The organism is Veillonella caviae (genome assembly GCF_003992125.1).
Taxonomy (GTDB): domain Bacteria; phylum Bacillota; class Negativicutes; order Veillonellales; family Veillonellaceae; genus Veillonella; species Veillonella caviae.
Genome location: NZ_RQUY01000009.1, coordinates 19492 through 42431, shown reverse-complemented (window position 1 = coordinate 42431; position 22940 = coordinate 19492). Strand labels below are relative to the sequence as shown.

Genomic DNA, 22940 nt, shown 5'->3' with positions numbered 1-22940 from the left:
GCACTTTAATCATACTTTCATATGACTAAAACGCGTCTTTGTTTTCTTAGAGGCTATTTTGTTACAGCCCCTTTTAGTATGACATATACAATTAGTCTTCTTCGTCAAATACAACATCTAACGGGTCCCGTTCTACTATGTTTCGATATCTCACTTTTGGATAACCCATAAGGATAGCGCCCGCTACGATTTTATCGTCTGGCATACCGAGTAAATCCAATAATGGTTTATATTCTGCTTCGCCAGCGTGTTCAAAGAATCCTGCCCAACAAGTACCAAGACCTACAGAGGGAGCATACAGTTCTGCGTAGGACAAGCAAGAATGACCACTGTCATGAGTACGGTGAACATCCTTTTTCGAGCCGATAGCTACTACAAGTACTGGTGCATCGCGAAGGATGTATTCCTTCCCTTTATCCACTTCGGCTTGCGCAGCGCGAGCATATAAACGCATAATCGGCACCGTTTTAGCAGCTTCGTGCATCCATTCTAATACGAGATCTGCAATTCGGCGTAATGTTTCCTTATTGCGGATGACGATATACGAAATACCTTGTGTATTTGTCGCTGTTGGCGCCATGCGAGCCACATTTAAAACTTGACGAATCAATGCCGACGGCACTGGTTTATTTTGATAATTACGAATAGAACGGCGACTCCGCAAAAAGAACTCTGCTTGTTCTGGTGTAAATTTAGTTTCTTTTGTAATGTCCACCTGCTCTGCACGTGGTGTCATATCGCTATCTAAAGCCAATGTAGGACATACGGAAATACAATGGCCACAGGAAATACAACCACCCTTGCCTGTTACAGGGCCATCATCAGTCATAACAAGAAGGCCTGTAGGACAATCAGCTACGCATAGACCACAACGAGTACAGACTTCTGTGTTTACGGTAAATAACATAATAATGAAACCTCCAACTACATAATATACCGCCTATTATATCATATAAAATCAATTCGTATCATAACAAAAGAATAAAGCACGAATGCCTATACGTAATATTCCACGTATAGGCATTCGTTTTTACCACTATAAAAGCGACTTTCACAGTCAATATATTAAGCTTCTCCTTCATGAGGATTATCATAAGCTACCTGATTATTAGTACCCATGATTTTATCCACCACCAATGCATTTGTAAGGGAGCCAGATACATTAAGACATGTACGTCCCATATCAATCAATGGATCGATAGCGAGGATTGGACTAATAGATGTAAAGTACGCACCAAGGCCAGTGCCACTAAGGGATACAGATGCAGCCATAGTCGCAGTACCAGGAACTCCAGCAATGCCGACGGAACCGATGGCGATAACGATAACGCTCATAATATACATAGTCATATCGAACGGGATACCTGCTACATTAGAAATATACACCACTACGAGAGCTGGGAAAACACCGGCACAACCTTGCATACCTGCTGTAGTACCAAAGGATGCCACTGTGTTTGCCGTTGTAGGATTTACACCGAGGCGTTTCGTCAACGTTTCCACAGTCAACGGTAATACGCCCATAGATGAACGAGATGTAAAAGCTAAGAGTAACGGTGCTTTTGCTTTTTTGAAATAAGTAATCGGATTATACCCAAAGATTGCAATGAAAATAGCTTGAACAACAAACATAATCAAAATACCAACGTACAAGAGTACTACAAATAAACCCATGTCGAGGATAGCTTGCAAACCGCGAGTTGCCAATGTAGATGCCAAAAGAGCTACTACGCCGTATGGCATTAATCCAATAATAAAATCTGCCATCCAAGAGATGATTTTATGAAGTTCGCTAAACAATTTTGTAAATACTTCAAGACTATCTTCTTTTGTTTGTTTAATAAGGCGTGCAATACTACCTGTGATAATAGCAAACACTACAATGCCAATAACATTGGTTTCTGCTGCTGCCTGGATAGGATTGCTTGGAATTAACGCTCGGAATGTATCCACCATAGGTTTAATTTCACGGATTTTTTTACCCGATTCAAGTACGTCGAAACCTTGACCTAAACCAAAAACATTACCAAGAATCAAACCAACTATAGCAGCCACTGCCACCATTCCAAGATTAGTGCTCACCATAGCAAGCACCAGTTTTTTTAAATTAGCCCCAGCCTCCATATTGAGAATAACATGAACGATGGAAATAAACACGATGGGGATTACGAGCATGCGGATTAAGTCAATAAATCCGCCCCCTACAAGAGAGAACCATTTCGTACTTTCCTTAATGTATACCACCTTAGATGGGTCATCAGGAAATCCAGCGAGGACTTGGATAGCAATACCGAGAATAGCACCGAGAATGGTGCCGATTATAACAAGATTACCAAAAGAAGTGCCTTTTCGTTGCAAACCATAGATAGCGAATAAAATGGCTACGAAAACGGCAATAATGCCTATGCTAAGAGGATCGCTTAGCATGAGGTAATCTTGAAAAAATGGAATATTCATAATACACCTCTTTTTAATTCATATCAATATAATAGGTTTAAATACAGTATAGCATATATCGAAATTATTACAAGTAATTTTTGTCCTATAAGCCTAATTTTCTATTTTTTGATATTCCTGAAAGCTAAAAGGCGGCCTTCCATAGGAAAGCCGCCTTTCACAGTACAGAACCATATTTACAAATGTGTTCAATACTTATGATATGACCTATTATCTATCAACCAAGATATATGTACATTGAATAGGACCATGTGCACCATCAACGCGAACAAGCTCAATATCTGCAGTACGGGATGGACCAGAAATCAAGCAAATATTGCTTGGGAATGCAGATGGGTCAGCATCATAGCGTTCTTGCAAATGTTCCATAGTTTGTGTCATACGAGGACGGATACTATCTGTGTACACAACAGCGATATGCGTATCTGGTAATAAGCTAATAGCACGTCCAGATTCAACATCAGAAGCTTGTACTACAGTAGCAGTTTCTGCAATACCACAGTATGGGAATGTAACGCCAATATCAGCATTAGCCGTATTGGAAATACATACTTCGCGACCAAGGGATGCATCCCATTGGAAATATGTGCGTTCCCCATTGTTGGATTTTGCATCTTGTTCAAACAATTCTTTTAATTTATACTCTTCTACTTCTGAGCTACTTGGGAACACAACTTTACCATTGCCCCAGTCAGCAATAGCTGCAAGAATAGTTTCACCTAATTTATCAGGTGTAGTATTTATATATTTAGTGCCGTTTTTATCGCATTCAGCTTTGAACATCTCGATAACTTGTTCGTGAGATAAATCTTGGAACATAGTTTCTTGAGGACCTTTGCTGTAATCAAAACCTTCTACATAAGCAGGGCAGAGTTCTTGTTCTCGGCCTAATGCACGAGATAAACGTGCAATAAATTGTTTACGTTTAGCTTCATCCATTATTTATTCTCCTTTTTCTTTTTGTTTTTCTCATGTTCAGCATAAAGGTCACGGAATTTCTTGAACTTCAAGGAACCCATTTCTTTGGACTTAGTCCAGCCACCCATTACAGGTACCGCTTGTGTCCATTTAGGCATATTGCCTTCGTTGTTACTAATCATATTCATACCAATAGCGCCTGCTTTTGTACCAAGGTCGAACAATGTAGCATTGCCGAACACCTTCGCTGCAGCAGTGAAGATTGCTTCTTCTGCTTTTGGACGAGTTTTTTCAATGTCAGCCATAATATGACGATGTTCCATCAACAATTCATGCAATGGGATTGCTACTGGACAGTTTTCTGTACAAGCACCGCACAATGTAGATGCGTAAGGAAGATCGCCAGCCACTTCGTATCCTTTGAACAATGGAGTCAACACAGCACCCATTGGACCTGGATATACGGAACCGTAACCATGACCAGAGATATGACGATATACTGGGCAAATGTTCATACATGCACCGCAACGGATACAACGAAGCATTTCTTGGAATGTGCCACCAAGGATACCGGAACGGCCATTATCGATGATGATAATGTGAGTTTCTTCAGGACCATCAGCTTCACCTGGTTTTTGAGGACCAGTCATCATAGAGAAGTAGTTGGAGATTTTAGAACCTACCGCAGAACGGTTGAGCATTTCCATCATAATATCAAGAGCTTTAAAATCAGGTACAATACGTTCAGTACCTAAGAAAACCAATTGAGTTTTAGGAATGGAGCTCGCCATACGGCCATTACCTTCGTTGGATACGATAGTACAAGTACCAGAGGATGCAACGGCAAAGTTACAACCATTTACACCAACATCTGCTTTTAAGAAACGCTCACGTACATAACCACGCACAAAATGAGTCATTTCTTCTGGATTTTCAGTACCAGTATAACCTAATTTTTCAGCGAAAATATCGCGAATGCGATTGCGTTCAAAGTGAAGACCTGGTACTACGATATGAGATGGTGGGCTCACTGCAGTTTGCAAAATGAATTCCGCCAAGTCCGTTTCGTTTACTTCGATACCAGCTTCTTCTAATACTTCATTAAGTCCAATTTCTTCTGTTAAGATAGTTTTGGATTTAACGATCATTTTAGCTTCGCGATCGCGAAGAATTTGCAATGCAATTTGTGTTGCTTCTTTATCGTCAAATGCGAAATGTACTTTCGAACCTGCTTTTTCAGCATTTTCAGCAAATTGGTTTACATAGTAGTCCAAGTTGTTAAGTACATGGTCGCGGATGGCTGCCGCTTCTGCACGGAAATCAAGCCATTCTGGCACTTCATCAACTACGGAATTACGTTTATCATAAAACACGTCTTGAGCTTTTTTGATGGCTGCAACTTTGAAATCGTCTGCCAAGCACTCTTTTATGCGTGTTTTGTAAGGGCGATTGTCATATATTAAGCTCATGAGTTCTCCTCCTTAACGGCAATTTAAGATTTCAGCGATGTGCATAACTTTGATACGGCGATCGATAGCGCCTTCTTTGTGAAGACGATCAAGCATACCAGCAATATTCATCAAACATGCTTGGTCGGAACCGGAGATTACGTTAGCTCCTGTGCTAGCGATTTCCAATGCTTTTTCGCGAGTCATGACTTCGTTAATTTCTGGGTTTTTAACGGAGAAAGTACCACCAAAACCGCAACAACGGTCTGCACGAGGTAATTCGATTAATTTAATATCCTTAACATTGCGAAGGAGTTTGAAAGGAGGTTCTTTGACACCCATCAAACGTGTTACGTGACAAGAAGTATGATATGTTACAGTTTCATCGAAACGAGCGCCTACATCTTCTACACCTAATACGTCAGTAATGAATTCAGTGAATTCATAGATTTTAGAGCTTAATTTTTCTGCGCGATGTAACCATTCAGGCTCATCTTTTAAGAAGTGATGATATTCATCACGAATAGCGAATGCGCAAGATCCGGACATGCTGACTACATACTCAGCGTTTTCGAAGCATTCGATAGTGTTCTTGATCGCATCCATAGCAGCCTTGTTATAGCCAGAGTTTGTGAACATTTGTCCGCAACATACTTGTTTCTTAGGTACTACGAGTTCGCAACCCAAGTTTTCAAGTACATGTACACCAGCCATGCCTACATGAGGATAGAACATGTCAATCAAACACTGTTGGAAAAGATGAATTTTCATAATTTTGTCCTCAGCTTTTCTAGTACTTAACTCAATAAAAAATGTGATATGTATCCATTACGGTACCGATTTATATACCCTATCATATAAATTTATACCTTGAATATTACAACTGTCTTTAAAACATAGTGTTCTAAAGAGCATCTTTCGATATAATTATAAATAAGGAGCGTATAAAAGTCCAAACAATTGCTATATTAGTATTTAGGCTATTATAAAATACATTGTTATGCATTTAGCTCATAACCAAATCAAAATTCATAACAATAAAAATTTTAGACATCAAAAAATTTAATGACACCCTTATAACGCCAGCTTTTTGGGAACTTTTATCATTTACAACTCGCAATGTAGTTTTCATGGTATCAAATTATATATAATGCAATTTATGGTAAATCCCCCTATTCTCACATTATTCATCTAAATTTTATGGTTGTATATTACATTTTCTTATAGTAGTGATTATTCTATAAAAATGTTATAATTCATCATATATAAGTATAGTTCGAAAGGAGCTTTCACATGAAACTCAACAAATTATCGCTATCCTTTGCTATTACATTGGCATTAGGGTCCACATTTGGTTTAACAAACTACGCGCATGCAGCAACTGTAAATAGTGCACAAAACACATCAGTTACTACTGAAAAAGTAGCTACAACACAATCAAAAGCTATATCAACACAAGCCAAAGCTGCAGCAACGCAAATCAAAACCGATACAAAAGCTACAGCCCTTGAAGAAGGTGTTGATAGCAAAACTACAAATGCTGAAAAATCAACGGTTAACACTGACACAAAAGTAGCTGCAACAAAAACATCTATTAAAGCAGTACAAAAAGAAGTGCTTCCTGAAGGTATATACTCAGATACGAAAGATAATTGGGCTCGTGATGCTATCCAAGCTATGACTAAAGCTGGTTACGTATCAGGTTATTCTGATAATACATTCCGTCCAAGTCAAATTATCACCCGTGAACAAGCGGCTATAATGTATGGCAAAGTACTACAATACAACATGAACGAACAAGAGTTAGCAGATATCGTTACAAAAGAAACAAGCGTAACATACAAAGATGTACCTAGCGATCATTGGTCCAATTCAGCAATAAAATTAGTAAGTGCAGCTGGCGTAATGGATGGTACAACTACAACTACTTTCACACCTGCAAAAACGATGAACCGTGAAGAATTTGTTGCATCTGCTGCTAATGTAGTAAAAAAGATCAAAGGTGATGCACCCGTTAAGTTTGAAACAGTAGCGTTCCAAGATGAAGCTAATATTTCAAAAACATATGTAGACGATATTAAATATATGGCACAACGAGGTTACGTTGCATCTGGTGAGACTACCGATTTCAACCCAAAACAATCAGTAACCCGCGCACAAGCAGCGACCATATTAAATCGCATTCTAAACAATGCTAGTGCCCCTGCCCCTACTAAAGCAACAGCAGCAAAAGAAGAGGTACAAAAGAATGTAACTCCAGCTAAATCTGATAAAACAGTAGAAACTAAAACAGAGCCAAAACCAACTCGTGTGGTACGCCCTGTACGTCGCACTACTACATTAAAAGCATTAAGCCAAAAACAACAAGAATCTTTGGAAAATAATGTATTTACTGAGTTAAACAAAACATATAAAACGCCTGAAGCATTCCAAGATTATGGCGTAATGTATTGGCGTGATAATCAATTGCATGTAGCATTGAAAAATTCCGACGACTTATCCTCTGTAAAAGCGAATTTAGCAAATCGCGGGAATACTACAATCGACAATTACGTTGTAGTAGAGCCATCCCGATATAGCCAATCTGAATATGATGCTATCGAGGTTAATTTCAGAAATTATTATTCTAAAAATGAAAAGGCAGGCAACATTATTACTGTATTCCCAGATGTAGAAAATAATCAACTGTATGCCGTTGTTAGCACCGCAAGTCGTGAAACACAACAAGGCATGTCTCGCGCATTTGGTTCTAAAGTAAAAATGGTGGTAAAACGATAACCTACTTTGCACCATACTAAAAACAGCGCTTTTAAAGCGCTGTTTTTTATATATTAACTATAATTGTACTAGAAAATATACATCGTAACTGTTATAGTGAATATATGTATATATAATATATGTGATTGATTAGGAAGGATTTGTATGCAACAGTTTCGGAAATACACATTACAAACGCTTGTTTTATCTGCCTTGATGACAACCTCTACGGTAGGTTTTGCCGCTAGTGAAAGCTCTACTAACACGGTGCGGACCATTACCGCTGTTGCAACAACAGAACAGAACATTGCAACATCAACGCAAAATGCAACTACAACTAATATAGCAACACAAGCAGTCGGTGTACGCACACCAATTCTAACAACACCTAAAAATATCCAAGATGTACGTCCTTATATTTTTTCCGATGTACCTAGTGATTTCTGGGCTTCTCGTGCTATCAGCGGCGTAACAAAGGCAGAATTAATGAAGGGCTATTCTGATGGTACATTCCGCCCTAACCAAGCAATGACACGCGAAGAAGTAGCCACCCTATTCAATAACATCACAAATGATGGTCAAACCGCATTTCTATCTAGTAAATTCAAAGATATTACATCTGACAGATGGTCTGCACTAGCCATTGCATCTGTGGCTCGTAAAAATATTATTTCCGGTTATGGTGATAACACATACCAACCAGAAAAATTTATGTCCCGTCAAGAATTTGCAGTAGTAGCAGATAACTATATTCATTATTTAGGGTATACTACAGAAGACCCAACAGTACTTGATCAAATTGCCTATGGAGACCAAAAATTTGTAGCTCCTTGGGCGCAAGATGCTGTCCGTGAATTGGCCTATTTAGGCTTTACAAATTATGCACCAGGTACATTATTTAATCCTGAAAAATATGTAACTCGTGCGGAAGCAGCCGAAATAGCCCATCGTATGACTCAAACACAACAGGCTCTTGATTTCCACAACGCATTGTATCGTCAACAAGTAGAAAATAAAGTGGCAGCCATTATTACCCGTACATTCAAATATGGAGATGACTTCTCTCAATTTAGAAATGACGGGGCTCTATTCTGGAAAGAAAGCAAATTACACGCTACAGTAGTAAATAAAAAGCTATACGCTGAGTTGCAAAATGCCTTTAATAAGGATACAGACCCACAAATCGATTCCGCCGTTGTCTTAGCCCAAGGTCAAATGACACAAGCACAACTAGAAGAATATCAATCTGACGCTACGAATCTCTATAAACAACTAGAACCGCAAGGCTCTATTATCAGTATTATCCCTACTGACGATACATCGGCCCTCATTATTACTGCTGATACTGTACAAAACAGTACGATAAAAGATTTTAAAAATAAGTTTGGCAAAAAAGTAATCCTTCAATTGCCACAACAAGAAATGCCAAAAACGACAATTCAATTCCCATTACCGTTGAAAGCAAGTAAATAATAAGTAAAATGTATCATATTCAACATCTCTAATATGACACATGAACGTACTACTATCCGAGATGCTTCTATTTTATATTAATTAACCAATAGCAAAAGCGACTCCTAGGAAAATTTTCCTAGGAGTCGCTTTTTGTTTTCACATCACATAAACAGCCTGATTTTATGTATTGAAAGCCAATACATACACATATAGTTAGTTATTATTTAATTATATCATTTTGGCGATCCCGCAAATTGCCTACAGGCACGTATACGGTACCAGCACTGTGGATGGTGTGCACATCTTGTTGCAAAATCATCACTACAGAATAATCATCAGTGGTGTAAAATTCTTTTGGCATTGTATCAAACGTTACATCGCCACCAATAGCATCTTTCACAGTTTGATTGTTATTTACTGCATTAATGAGTTCTTGTTTACTCAAACCGCCAAGGTCATATAAGGATAATTGGCGGCCAGTTGTGGTATTGAAAGTAAACCCTTTTACGAAATTCACACCATTCGCATCACCATCGCGCACTGTGTATGTATGAATCAATACACTGAAGATACCATTTGCATCGGTTTTCACATCATAGTACATGATGACATTCGTTTTGGTCGACTCTGCATCATTTAATTTTTGCACATCATTTTGAACTTTAGATACGTATTTCTTGATAGTCTTATTAATCGCTTTTTCAACGACAGGACTTACAGATTTCACTTCAGGAAATACTAAATTCAAATGATCTGTAGATGATTCAATAGGCGACACAGCCACTTCTTTCCGTTCCAAATAGCGTTCCGCATTTGGCGCAATCACTTCAACAGTACCTCGATCCGTTTTGTTTATTTCAGCACGCAATACTTTATTTTGTTCTGGCGTAGCCGTACTAGAAAGGCGATACGTCAAAGCATTTCGATCTGGACGTGTTTCCACAACAACCATTGCATCGTCTTGTGTAACAGGAACGGCTTCGCTCGTTGCAGCTAACGATGTAAATGGCATAGCAGCGACCATCATGATAAGAACAGTCTGTTTTAGTTTCATCGCATAACCTCTTACTTTTCTTGCTCAGCTTTCATAGCAAGAGCTTCTTCTTTATTGAATTTGTGAGTGACTACGCGGCGAATTAAGTAAAGAGCAGTGAATGCAAAAGCAGCCAAGCCTAACCATTGAGCTGTATCTGCAAATTCTGGACCTACTAATTCAAGAGGAGATTCTCCACCACCAGTAGTTACTGACAATACAATAATAACAGCAATGAGTACGCCAATCAAGCTTTCACCAACAATAAGACCAGATGCGAAAAGAACACCACGACGATTAGATTGTTCTACATCGTATTCAGCCAAATCGCCAGCGCGCATTTTCGCACGAGCTACAAGGTATCGACCTACGAAGAAACTAATAACAGAGCCAATAATGAGAGGCACTTCGAGTGTAGGTGGCAAGTAAATACCCATACCTACTGCTAATGGAGGCAATGTTAAAGACGCTGTAGTAGATTTCAAAATCAAATTAATGATGATAGCCACTACACCTACACCTACACCGATGAGGATATAATCCCAATCCATAGAGGCGCTAAAAATACCTTGTGCTATAGTAGTCATCAATGTAGCTTGTGGAGCAGACAAGGCAGCACTTGGATCCATTTCAGCCCGTGGCAATGCACCAGTAAAGCCATATGCTTGATACAACAAATTAAGCACAGGCGCAATGGCAATAGCACCAGCTACGGAACCTAATAGCAACGCTACTTGTTGACGCCAAGGTGTGGCACCAACGAGCTGACCTGTTTTCAAATCTTGTAAATTATCATTAGAAATAGAAGCAATCGCTACTACAACAGAAGTCATAAAAATAGCCATTGCTGTAGCAAATTGTACACCTTCAGGAGTAGCAAATAAATTATTCTCAGAAGCAATGAAATACACCACTAAGGATGAAATAATAGTAGCCAAAATACCGATACCGGAAATTGGAGATGCAGATGTACCAATGAGACCAGCCATGTAACCACATGCAGCAGCTACAAAGAAGCCAATCAACAAAGCTACGATAATGCCTACTATAACGAGAGTCCACATTAAACCTGCACTAATAGGTACTGCGGATACAAAATCCCAGAATGTAACGCCTAAACCGATTAGAATAATGATGAACGTAATTAATACGCTTTTAGCACTCATATCTGTATCCATGCGATGAGACTCACGTTCTGCAGAGTTCATATTCATAGATTGAACAGAAATCTTAATCCCTTCCAAAATCGGCTTAAGTAAGGTAAGTAGTGTCCAAATAGCAGCAATACCAATAGCACCAGCACCGATGAAACGAACCTTTTCCTTCCATACAGTCATAGCAAACTTAGCCGTAGCGCCACCATCTGGAGCTAACATATTTGTTAAGTATGGTACAAAACCAGCCCAAGCGACGAGAACGCCCACAAAAATAGCTACACCAGAAGCGATACCAATAAGGTAACCAGCACCAAGTAATGCTGTAGAGAATCCCAATGGAATTTGAGTAATCCCTTTAGCCCCTGCAGGAATCCAGAAACTCAAGCTATCGCCAAGTACTTTGAAACCATTAGCACATAAACTGATGAGCCCCGCAATGAAACCACCAGATACGATATCTTTCATACCGGAGTTAGACTGTGGCGCAGCACCTGCATTATGAGAGCCAACTTTCAAAATTTCCGCTGCTGCACGCCCTTCTGGATACGGTAAATCACTATTGACTACCATAGCGCGACGCAATGGAATGGTGAATAACACACCGAGAGAGCCCCCGCAGGCACAGAGCAAGAATGTTTGCCAGAATGGGAATCCTTGCCAATACCCAAGCATTAATAAACCTGGCAAAATAAAAATAATAGCAGATAAGGTACCCGCTGCAGATGCCTGCGTTTGTACCATGTTATTTTCAAGAACATTAGAATCCTTGAAAAAACGTAAAATAGCCATAGAGATGATGGCCGCCGGAATGGATGACGAGAATGTCAAACCGACCTTCAAACCTAAGTACACGTTAGATGCTGTAAAAATAACGGTAATCAAAGCACCGAGTAGCATCCCACGGAACGTAAGCTCCGGCAAGTGAAGGTCATGGCTCATAAAATCGTGTTTCATAAGTACTTACCTCCTCATTACAACTAACTATAAGCTAATTTTATTTTATCTTGTTAAAGCGGTAATTACAAGAAATTCAGAGGATTAGTGCTTATGTATACAAAATAAAAATGCTTATTTGTAAATTCTCCATAGCTGTCATACCGTTAATTTATTTATCTAATTTTGTCTACATCTTGATTCTATAACCTAGACTTGCCTACCAAACTCTCCACAAACGATATACTCCTAATAAAACTGCTTAGTTGTAAACTGAAACTGAACACATAAAAAATCCATATTAGTACAAGTGATACAATTAGAGTGCTAAAGTCAAATCTACTCACGAGGTACTAATATGAACTACTCTAATTGTATCACGGCATTACGTTCAAACATTTAAATTTAGAAGAATGCTTTTACCTAGAAAAACGCATTCTTGCTGGCGACTCAATCACCTCGATTGCTAAAGCACTTGGACGCTCTAGAACAACACTTTATGCAGAATTGAAACGAGGAACTGTTGAGCAACGTAAACAAAATAAACACATTCATATGTATCTAGTTGATTATGGCCAACTCACTTATGAAAACACTAGGCAATACTCTTTCAACACGCTAAAAGTTAGCCAAATTGAATCTTTCTTGTCTTGGGTTGAAGCTAAAGTGCTTAAGGATAAATGGTCTTTTGATGCTGCCGTTGGCTATGCTATACGTAATTCTTTATTTGTACGTAATGAAATGGTATGTACAAAAACCTTATATAATTACCTTCATCAAGGCTTATTGCGAGTGAAAGCAATGGATTTACCCGGTATTATTTGTCAGTCCCAGAAAAAGAGACACACGAGGGAACATAAACGTAAACTAGGAAAATCTATTGATCTACGCGATAAATCAATTGACTCTCGTAAAGAATTTGGACATTGGGAACTAGATACACTACGAGGTATTAAAAATAGAAACGACCAGGTACTGGTTTCTTTACTAGGACGCAAAACACGTATATATATTGCTTTGCGCTGCCCATCCTTATTCTCCAGGCGAACGTGGGTCTAATGAGCGACATAATGGGTTATTACGTTGATTTATCCCTAAAGGTACACCTATTAAAGATGTATCCGAAGCTACTTTACAACGTGCCCTTAATTGGTGTAACAATTTACCTCGCAAGTTGTTACATTACAAAACACCACGAGAAGTCTTTATTGAAGAAATTAATAAGGTTATGGATTTAGAAAGTGTTCAGTTTCATATTGCAATTTAAGACGATTTATAGATTATAAAATGTTATCTATCCATAACAAGAATTTACTAATCTGCCGTAATAAGCCAAATCCAAATCAGTAATATAAAAATTAAATAGAATATATATATGTAAACATTATTATTAACTTTTGTTTTTTTATATGTATCAATCAATTCTGATATTAAATATAAAAATATGGCCACACATACAGTATAAAAATAATCCAAAGGAAGTCCTATAAAAAAAGTTTCAATTATAACAATAATTGTCACAAGAACCCCCATAAAATTAATAAAATTATAACTTATATCCATTATCGTATTCCGATCTTTAGGATTTTTTTTTATAAGATAGATATAATTCTTTCTTCCAAAATAAGCTAAAGAAAGTATAGGTACAACTATCTTACTAATACTCAAAATCTCCATATATTAATTTGCAATCCCTTCCTGTCTTTTCTTTTCTTCTTGTAATTCATCTTTTTTCTTTTCAACTCTTATACTAACACCAAAATTAATCGCTGCACCTGTAGCTTTAGCTGGTAAAGCATATTCACCAGCAGATGCAACTGTAACGACACCTTCGCCTATAGCAACAGCTTCGCCTACATAAAAAGCTTCTTTATCATAATCAATAGCTTTGCTCATTAAATCGGGATGTCCTTTAAATTCTTCTGCATTATCATAAACAGAATGTAAAAATATTCCTGTGTTGGTAAGATAACCTCCACTCTCTTTGCCTATAGTTTTTAATGCCCCCCTCATATAAGGACCTGTATATCTAGGCGTAAGGTACTTTGCCACCTCTGCACCTCCAACACTACCAAATACACCAAGAGCTGTATCTCTCGTTTGATCAGCTAAAACCGTTTTTCCATATTTTTGCAAATCATTATAAGTCAAGCTATCAGCATATCGTAATGCTATATCAGTATCCACCCACTTTTTAGATATAGAATAAGAATAATCCTGCTTGTTTCGCTCATCAAGTATACTGTCTTTGACATTTGAGTTTGCAGAAATAATAATTGAATCATATATACCCGGCTCTTGTATTTCACGATTTGCATAAATTGCTTTACCATCATATACAACATGTGGAAATTTTGCGGAGTCAGAACTTCCATAGACAGTAAACAGTTGTGTATCAGCAAGCAATCCCCCTAAATCATTAGTCTCGTGTGTTACGGGATAATTAGTATAATAAAATTCATGATCTTCAACATTAAATGCATAGTTATGACCATCACTAAGTGTAATTACAAAGGCTCCGTTATCTGCCAATCGGTCCCCTTCATTATCATATACTTTAGGCATTGACTCTTCAGCTACTCTTGTGTAATGTCCATCAACACCGGCAAAGCTCTCTGCATGACGATTAACTGTTGCATCTCGCCAATCATTAGACGCAGGTGTATTAGACAACAGTTCTCTAAACATAACGTCTCCTGATTTATCACTTAATATTCTAGCACTTTGATACGCTTTTTGGTCATTAAATTCAATCTCGCTATTGCTACCTTGGCTAAAAACATATTTTTGCTTCAAATTATACATGACGTCTGAAAAAGATGTATATCTTCCGTCAGTCAAAATATCTGAATCATTCGCCAATAAATAATCATATAAATCTTGGGTTAGATAATTACTAGTTTTATAAACAGAATTATACTCGTGTCCAAAATCCATCAAACTGTCATAATATGCTAACTTTTTCACAATCATTCCTGGGTTATCTTTATAAGCCACAAGATCATATTTTAAATTGACTTGATCCCCATGTGTGAGCCAATTATGCGTTGTTGCTGAAAGTGCCATTGCACTCCCCATACTACGATCTACTGCATGTCCTACAATAGCACTAAACCATTTATGAAGATTCCCATCTCGATGACTATCTAACATTTTATTCAGATATTCATTACTAACGCCTACAGTAAATCCTTTGACAGCACTACCTCCAGATAAATCTCCTAGGTAAGCACCAAAAGCACCATGTAATGCCACTTTATAGGCTCCACCTTCACTCCACTTTTGGGCTTCTGATAAGTACTTTGTCTTTAACTCAATATTATCTTCATTCCTTGCTTTAGCTTCATACTTCAACTGCTGCTTAAGTGAAATATCCCCAATAAGTTTAAACCCTTCCGCAGATACAGCATTCACATAAGCCAAGCGTTCTTTTACATCGTCTTTATCAAAGATTGGTTTAATGCTATTCAACGCCTGTTCTGTATCGCGGTTAATATCTGCTGCCGATTTGTTTTCTACATCTAAAATAATGTTCTCACTAATAGCAGAGCGTGTAGTAGAGCTAGCGGAGTCAGATACTGGTATTGTCACTACTGGAGATAATCCTAATGGGTTAATCTTGCCAAGAATGCCTTTCCCCATAAAGCCTGATGTGTTCATAGATACACCAGATTGTTTTGCGTTGTAGGATGCCTCGTTTTGAATGTCTTCAGTAATCAACTGTTTCGTAGATAGCTTATTATTGTCTGGCGTAGCAGTACTAGTTATGATTGCACCTTTTAAAGTAGTTGTGTCCCCAACAGTTATGTCTATGCCTTTGGCACCTGCATGGATACCTGCTTGCTGAGTTACGCTTTTATAATCGCTATCTATATATCCTTTCACATTAACTCCTGACACACCGAAATGGGTCATATCTGCAGTAGATACAGAAACCCCTGTATGACGAGAGGTTTCATCATAGGAATTAGTATCTTGTAGACTTTCAATCGTTACATTGCCACCAACATTGGCTTTCACAGAGGCTCCTGTTGCAGTTGAACCAATAAGATTTGTATCCTTACCACTCGTTATGTGCAATGCATCATCCGCCACCATATGTGTGCCTGTATATGTAGTGCCCGTTGCAACGCCTTGTTCAGTAGCTCTGTATACCGAGGCAGAGCCGCCCACAATATTACCAGTACGCAAACCAATATTAGCAGATAGTCCCCAACCACTCGCTGTACTGCTAGATTCTGTACGAAGTGTGTTGGTTGCAGCTTGTAAATCTATGTCGTTCGTAGCCTCTAGCGTCACTTGACGACCATGAATTTCTTCGCCTACCATTTTAATATTGCCTTTAATAGCATCTTCGCTATTAGCATAAATGAGTACTGTACCATCAGAGTCGATAGTGCCACCAGCATAATTCCGTTGTTCTGTTTTAGATTCAGATACAGATTTACTAGAGCCAATGCCTATTTGGAGATTAATAGCACGATCAATGGCTTTATCGGTACTATTGTTAATATTCTGTTTATTATTTTCTATACTTTGTTTCTTCTCTGCTAATGAATTTCGTGTATTCCTGAGTGCAGCTCGTTCAGAATCCGACAGCGTAAAGCTACATATAATCTGCTTTTTCGTTCTATTAAAGAAATCAATACATCATCTGTTTTATCTTTTGCCCCACGAACAGTATCTATTTCCCAATGACCAAACTCTTCTCAAGTTTCAATCGTAGCATCATGAAGTTCTATTGATTTTCCTAGTTCACGTTTATACTTACTCGAAACGGACTTTCTTAGTGAGCGACGTATTACTAGAGGTAGATCAATAGCTTTTACCCCAAGTAGTCCTTGATGAAAATAGTTATATAAAGTTTTAGTACAAACCATCTCATTACGTGCAAATATACGTTGGCGTTTAGCATATCCGACAGCAGCATCAAACGACCAATGTTCTTTAAATACTTTCTCTTCAACCCAAAGTATGAAGGACTCTATGGAACCTAACTTCATTGTATTAAATGAGCCACGACATTGTTGTTCATACGTTAATTGCCCTGAATCTGCCAAATATACAAGACGAGCTTTGCCTTGTCGAATTTGGATAACAGAACCACGTTTTAGTTCTGTATAAATAGTGGTTCTAGAGCGTCCTAATACGGTTGCAATAGCGGTCACAGAATCACCTGCGGCGATTCTCTTTTCTACATAAAAGCGTTCTTCAAAGTTTAAGTGTTTGTTTGTGCGTAATGTCGTGTTATGATTAGTGTAGTCCATAGTGATTACCTCGGTTATATTTTGATTAGACACCTAAATCATAACACAAGGTTCACTATGGATTTTTAGTTGTTCAATTTCATTTTACAATTAAGCACAAAATAAAAATACTAATTTATAAATTCTCTGCAGACGTCATACCTTTAATTTATTTATCTAATTTGTCTACATCTTGGTTCCATGATTTTCTATGCCCTATTAAACGCTTTAATCTGTTGATAAATACTACCTAAAACACTTTGATCTGAAATAAATGATAACTTAACCCAGTTATCATTCCAGCTGCCACCTAATTGAGCTTCTACCTTAATATGTCCATAATCTGTACACTCTATATACACATAATCATCAGAGTCATCATAGGAAATATTAACATCACCACTAAGTGTAAAATACATTTTCTCTAATTTATCGAGTAATAACTCATACTCCTCAAATGTAATCCCAAAAGAGGCAGTACCTGAAAAATTATTTGCCTCTATAAAAACACTATATTCATACCACTCTTCATGTTTCTCTACCAAATTAATTTGTATCTCAACCATCAATTATCACCATTATTATTTAAATTTAAAGTCATCAAATTTCTTTGTAATTTTATTAAATACAAAATGGATTTCAATACCATTAACATTCTTTGCCATTTTAACCCAGCCTTCACTAGCTGTCCATCTAGAATCTGTCATAGGAATAGGCAATTGTTTTGAGCCGGTCAACGGGTCTCTCAAAACAGATTCCATTGCTAATTTTTCGTTTAAATTTCTAGGCTCAATTCGTGCATATTTTGATTTCCCCAAACCAACCTCTACAGACTTTCTAAAGTGAATCCATTTTCTAGACCAAAAATCAATTAATTTTAATCGTGATTGAGATTTATATTTAAAAGTATACATCTGCTGATTTTTAATAACCTAAGATTTGATAATAGCGCTTGATATTATAGAGTTCAATATACTCAACCAAATTTAAAGAGTAATTTTTAGTAATCTACATTCCTGAACACATTATAACTACAACTACTTTTCAGATAAGGGAAATGTTTGTTAGCTATTTATTCTATAAAACTATTAATATTCTCCATTAATAGCGTATACATCAAATTTTCTTGTTTGTCCATCTACTACAGTATATACAACTTCTGATTCCCAAAAAGGTAAAATACATTCAGTAAAACTTTCCACTAAATCCAATTTTGTAGCCCTATCACTATAAAGCATATCATTAAAATTAAGAAATACGAGATTAATGGTATCTACATCATTAAAAAATGAATAGCTCCTTAAATAATCATCAAATATAGACCAAGAACTAATAATTTCTGGAAGCTCCAAACGTTCTGATATAACATTAAATAATTCTTGCTTACTCTGAATCTCCCCACCTTCAATAACAATAACTTTTCCACTGAGTTTATTATTTTTATATAAGTAATCAAACCCTGTTTTAGTCAAAAATACAAATTTATTTATACCCATATGTATATCCTCTTTATATAATTAAGCTTTATATAATTATTCTATCTTAGTAAAACTTTTATAATGATTATTGGTATAATATACACTACCATCAGAGCCACGAACAAATCTTTCACTATCACGCTTGGGACCAATATAATTATTAACATCAAATTCTTTATATATTATTGGGTTACCATTATTATCAACTTGTGGCAATTGATTATCTTTATTTCTATAGGATTTATTCGCAGCAGTTCTAGGTGTCTGTCCACTATAATTCCCCCTCCACCCAACTTCAGTATATCGCTCATAAGCCAATCGTACATTTGTTGGAAACTTTTCTATGGTCTTTTTAGGAATCAAGCTAATACTTTTAAGTTGATATTTAGCTGGTTGAGAAACTACGGCTCCTACTTTACCAACACTTGCTGCACCACCACGTCCACCACCGGCCAGTTCCATACTTAGCTGAGTAACAAAATCAACCTCTGCTCTACGTAAAGCCTCTTTGGTTTCCTCAGTTTCTGGTACATAATATCCATTCGATATATAATAGAAATCCGTTCCCCCATTGAGTGTTACACGTTCTAGCGGATATCCCATTCTCCAGTTTTCAACACCTACATATCGATCGGTTGGTTCTATATCGCCATTATTATATTCTTTATAGTATCTCCCCGTTGTAGATTCATACCATTCAGCTTTAAGTTTGCGACGCAGAGGTTCTCCATAATACCAATCATATTTTTTATTTTCTACATTAGGATATAAGGACGTTTTAAATTCTGGTATGACTAACCCTAATGGTTCGTCTACACTAGTATAACTCCGATCAGAATTGATAACTACTTCTTGCCCTAAGGACTGCTCTCCAGGTGTAGCATACTGAACAACAGCAATATCGCCAGGGAACAAACCATATGGCACATAATAATCGCCCCATTTGGTACGTAAATATGCCTCATTTGAACCAGACTCACTTAGTTCGCCAGGTTTAATAACATTAATAGATTCTCCTGGCTTCAACTCTTTAGCAGTCTTTATTTTACCAGAGGCATTCCACTTAGTCCCATATTGTGCTACTGCGCCACCCGTAACAGGAGAATTGCCCATACTAGCATTTACAACGGCACCAAGGCTAGCACTGAGCCATTGGGCTACATCAGGTCTATCTTTGGCTATTTTATTAATTTCACCAATTAAGGCTTCGTTAGTGGCACCTGCATAGAAGCCACTGCCAGCTTTATTACCTGCCATGCGAGCGGAGATTTCCGCTACTACACCATGTGCTATGGATTTAGCTGCCTTACCTTCTGGAGATGTAGGGTTCCAGTTGTGGAGTTGTCCAAAGGCTTCTTTAGCAAATCGCCCCGATAGTTCTTGGCGTTCTTCAATTTTCTTTTTATCGAAAATTTCGTCAAGTGTATTAAGACTATGTTCTGTATCACGAGAAATGTCTTCGAGGTTAATCGCTTGTTCTCGTACTTGTATTGTACCATTAGAAATAGCTGAGTTGGTAGTAGAATGAGCAGATTGCTTAGAGTCTGGTTGTAATGTAGGTAGCATACCTAATGTATTCCATACCGCATCTTTACCTGTTTTACTGAGGCTTTTAAAATTACCCACATGGTTATAGCCTGCACCAGTACTGCGTGATGTATATTCTGTGGAATTTTCGATACTTTCAGTCGTCAAAGCACCAGTCGTTAATGTATTCTTATCAGCCTCTGCATCACTATGGATAACGGCACCTTTGAGGGTTGTGTTACCTTTCGTGTTAATGTAAAAGCCACCTTCACCAGCGTAAATGCCTGCTTGGTCAGTTACACTCGCATAGTTGCTCTTCATGGTACCTTTTTTGTTTTCTGCAGATAGATTGGACGCGCCATTGGTAGAGACACTAATACCTTTGCTAGAGTTTTCACCAATATACTTATTGGTATCTTGTAAGCTTTCAATATGAAGATTGCCACCAATATCCATAGTTACGGTATTGCCTCTCACCTTAGTTCCAATGATGTTCGTCTCCTTGCCAGATTCAATGTGAACAGAGTCGTCACCAGTAACAGTTGTCGCCGTATGCGTTGTGGTTTCAGTGTTACCTTTTTGTTTAGCTGCATTAACACTCGCATCAAAACCTAAGATGCCGCCGCCATTCACACTAATATTGGCACCCACAGACCATCCTTTGCTCTTGTAATCTTCTAATTTTTTTCTAGTATTTTCAGCGGCTTCGAGAGATACGTCATTAGAGGCAATGAGTTTTACTTCCTTGCCAGTAATAGTTTCACCGATAGCCTTGATATTGCCTTTTATAGCATCTGCACTTTTGGCTTCTACCGTGATTAAGCCATTACTTGTTAACGATCCACCATCATAAGTGTTAGATTCATAAGATGTAACACTACGACTACTGCTAGAACCAATGCTTACTTTGATGTTAGCAAGACTGTCGGCTTTGGCGCGTTTAGTTTCCTTAAATTGTTTTTGGTCGCCTTTAATATCTGCAACTTCAGATTGACCTTGACGAGTCAATTCTCTGCCAGTAGCATTTTTCAACTTAGCGGAGTCTTTCAATTGTTGTTTGGTAGATTCACTTAATGCATCGCTACCGATGCCTGTGGCTTTATATGCATCAAAACGAGCACTTTCTTGTAGGGCTTTACCATCACGAATCTTCTGTAGCCCGCCAGATAGCACATTATCAGGGGTATAATTCGTATAGTCCTTAATATTAGCTGTTGCCGTTTTAAGTTCACGACCAGCATCCACGTAATCTAGCGCAGCTAAGCGCTTATCTTGACGACCTTTTGCTTGTTGTTGTAGTCCATAAGCTGTATTTATAGCGGATGCAACAGAACCACCTAAGCTCACAGTTAAACCAGACGATTTATACTCATGAACTTCTTCGTATGTTGTGGTATTGTCTTTACCATCTAATACAACATCTTGAGCGCCTAGTGTAATCCCGCCGTCAGCAATAATATCTGTTGTCGTTAAATGCGCTGTATCTCCCGCTTGCACGGTTACTTTACCATTAGTAGCCCCTAAGGTAGTCGCTCTATGTGTGGTTTCTTCGGTACGGTAATTGTCTTTAGATTGTTGTTTACCAATCATAAAGCCAATGCCAGCCCCCATGAGACCAGATTTCTTTACTTCTTTAGAAGATTCACTGAGTGTATATTCTTCTGCAGCATCGGTATGGATGTTGTGACCTGCTACTATATCTGTACTCACTACATTCGTGCCTGTTAACGTAATATCATGATTAGCACCTACTAACACAGATGCACCGCTAATGGTACTCATCAAAGCATCTTTAGCTTCGTTATTTGTTTTAATCTTAGTTTCCTTTTTATTAAGGAAGCCTGTTTCTTTGTACTTAATACCATAGGCATCCTTAGATTCGCTATACCCATGTGCAATGGATATGTCATGTTCACCAATCACTTTGACAGCACCATCATCGCTAGAGATAGTGAGATTGCGAGCGTTCACATCATGTTTAGCACCAATAGATATATTCCCACTAGCTTCAATGGTCGTTCCTAATTCTGTTTTACGGTATGTGCGAAGGTAATTCTCGCTATTCTGCGTCATATCTTTCTTAGCAGATACTGTGTCAGTCGTACTATTTACATCATGCCCTGCGGTGATGACGATAGATCCCTCTTTACCAAGCGCTTCTAAAGTAGCCGCACCGAGGTTTACATCATGACCTGCATTCACTACCATGATGCCAGTATCACCTGTGACAGCGATACCCGATGTTGTATGCAATACATCTTGATTCGCTAAATGATTCACAGTATTGGTTACATTAATATTGTTTTGGGATTGTAACTCAACGGCTCTTATACCCATGATTTGACCTTGGTTATTAATATCATGACCAGCGTGTACACCAATTTGATTGCCTAAAATATGACCGTTGTTATTTACATCAGTAGCGCTATTTAAAATAACCGTTTTACCTTGGATAACACCTTCGTTTTTAATGACCTCTTTAGCATTCATAATAAGCTTATTAGCACTTAGTAAAGTACCATCGGTTTTGA

General features: G+C 37.9%; 14 protein-coding genes and 2 pseudogenes. 3 read left to right on the top strand and 13 right to left on the bottom strand.

The features are described 5' to 3' along the window. Nucleotides 1-91: 91 nt before the first annotated feature. The 5 genes from EO120_RS04705 to EO120_RS04685 all read right to left on the bottom strand — a co-directional run bounded on the left by EO120_RS04705 (nt 92) and on the right by EO120_RS04685 (nt 5594). Entirely contained in the window at nt 92-907 is an 816-nt protein-coding gene (locus tag EO120_RS04705) for a nitroreductase family protein (RefSeq protein ID WP_127134326.1), read from the bottom strand. A 158-nt stretch (nt 908-1065) separates the two neighbouring features. Continuing rightward, nucleotides 1066-2457, bottom strand: a complete 1392-nt coding sequence (locus EO120_RS04700) for a cation:dicarboxylate symporter family transporter (RefSeq protein ID WP_127134325.1) — start codon at nt 2455-2457, stop codon at nt 1066-1068. A 210-nt stretch (nt 2458-2667) separates the two neighbouring features. After that, nucleotides 2668-3396 (bottom strand): LutC/YkgG family protein, encoded by a 729-nt coding sequence (locus EO120_RS04695; RefSeq protein WP_127134324.1) that lies wholly within the window; start codon nt 3394-3396, stop codon nt 2668-2670. Then, nucleotides 3396-4844 (bottom strand): LutB/LldF family L-lactate oxidation iron-sulfur protein, encoded by a 1449-nt coding sequence (locus EO120_RS04690; RefSeq protein ID WP_127134323.1) that lies wholly within the window; start codon nt 4842-4844, stop codon nt 3396-3398. The genes EO120_RS04695 and EO120_RS04690 overlap by 1 nt, the downstream gene beginning before the upstream one ends. A 12-nt stretch (nt 4845-4856) precedes the next feature. Then, nucleotides 4857-5594, bottom strand: a complete 738-nt coding sequence (locus EO120_RS04685) for a (Fe-S)-binding protein (protein ID WP_127134322.1) — start codon at nt 5592-5594, stop codon at nt 4857-4859. 522 nt (nt 5595-6116) lie between these two features. Here EO120_RS04685 and EO120_RS04680 point away from each other — a divergent pair. Both EO120_RS04680 and EO120_RS04675 read left to right on the top strand, forming a co-directional pair. Beyond that, a complete protein-coding gene (locus tag EO120_RS04680) occupies nt 6117-7601 on the top strand; it encodes an S-layer homology domain-containing protein (RefSeq protein WP_127134321.1) in 1485 nt (494 codons plus the stop codon). 144 nt (nt 7602-7745) lie between these two features. After that, complete coding sequence (locus EO120_RS04675) at nt 7746-9053, top strand: S-layer homology domain-containing protein (protein WP_127134320.1); 1308 nt, start codon at nt 7746-7748, stop codon at nt 9051-9053. A gap of 202 nt (nt 9054-9255) precedes the next feature. Here the strand turns inward: EO120_RS04675 and EO120_RS04670 are convergent, their stop codons facing one another. Next, nucleotides 9256-10089: a polysaccharide deacetylase family protein gene (locus EO120_RS04670; protein WP_127134319.1), complete on the bottom strand. Its 834-nt coding sequence runs from the start codon at nt 10087-10089 to the stop codon at nt 9256-9258. Between the two features lie 11 nt (nt 10090-10100). Continuing rightward, nucleotides 10101-12179, bottom strand: coding sequence for an OPT family oligopeptide transporter (locus EO120_RS04665; protein ID WP_127134318.1), 2079 nt, complete (start codon nt 12177-12179; stop codon nt 10101-10103). 351 nt (nt 12180-12530) lie between these two features. Between EO120_RS04665 and EO120_RS04660 the strand changes: the two are divergent. Then, nucleotides 12531-13425: pseudogene (locus EO120_RS04660) on the top strand (IS30 family transposase). 413 nt (nt 13426-13838) lie between these two features. Here EO120_RS04660 and EO120_RS04655 read toward each other — a convergent pair. The 6 genes and pseudogenes from EO120_RS04655 to EO120_RS09300 form a co-directional block, all read right to left on the bottom strand. After that, entirely contained in the window at nt 13839-16616 is a 2778-nt protein-coding gene (locus tag EO120_RS04655) for a hemagglutinin repeat-containing protein (RefSeq protein ID WP_241234888.1), read from the bottom strand. 137 nt (nt 16617-16753) lie between these two features. Then, nucleotides 16754-17425 (bottom strand): annotated as a pseudogene (locus EO120_RS04650) (IS30 family transposase); the annotation flags it as partial. A gap of 188 nt (nt 17426-17613) precedes the next feature. Next, complete coding sequence (locus EO120_RS04645; protein ID WP_127134316.1) at nt 17614-17970, bottom strand: WapI family immunity protein; 357 nt, start codon at nt 17968-17970, stop codon at nt 17614-17616. A 15-nt stretch (nt 17971-17985) separates the two neighbouring features. Beyond that, a complete protein-coding gene (locus tag EO120_RS04640) occupies nt 17986-18222 on the bottom strand; it encodes a hypothetical protein (protein WP_127134315.1) in 237 nt (78 codons plus the stop codon). Between the two features lie 270 nt (nt 18223-18492). Further along, complete coding sequence (locus EO120_RS04635; RefSeq protein ID WP_127134314.1) at nt 18493-18900, bottom strand: hypothetical protein; 408 nt, start codon at nt 18898-18900, stop codon at nt 18493-18495. A 36-nt stretch (nt 18901-18936) separates the two neighbouring features. After that, nucleotides 18937-22899, bottom strand: coding sequence for a hemagglutinin repeat-containing protein (locus EO120_RS09300; RefSeq protein ID WP_241234886.1), 3963 nt, complete (start codon nt 22897-22899; stop codon nt 18937-18939). Nucleotides 22900-22940 lie beyond the last annotated feature (41 nt).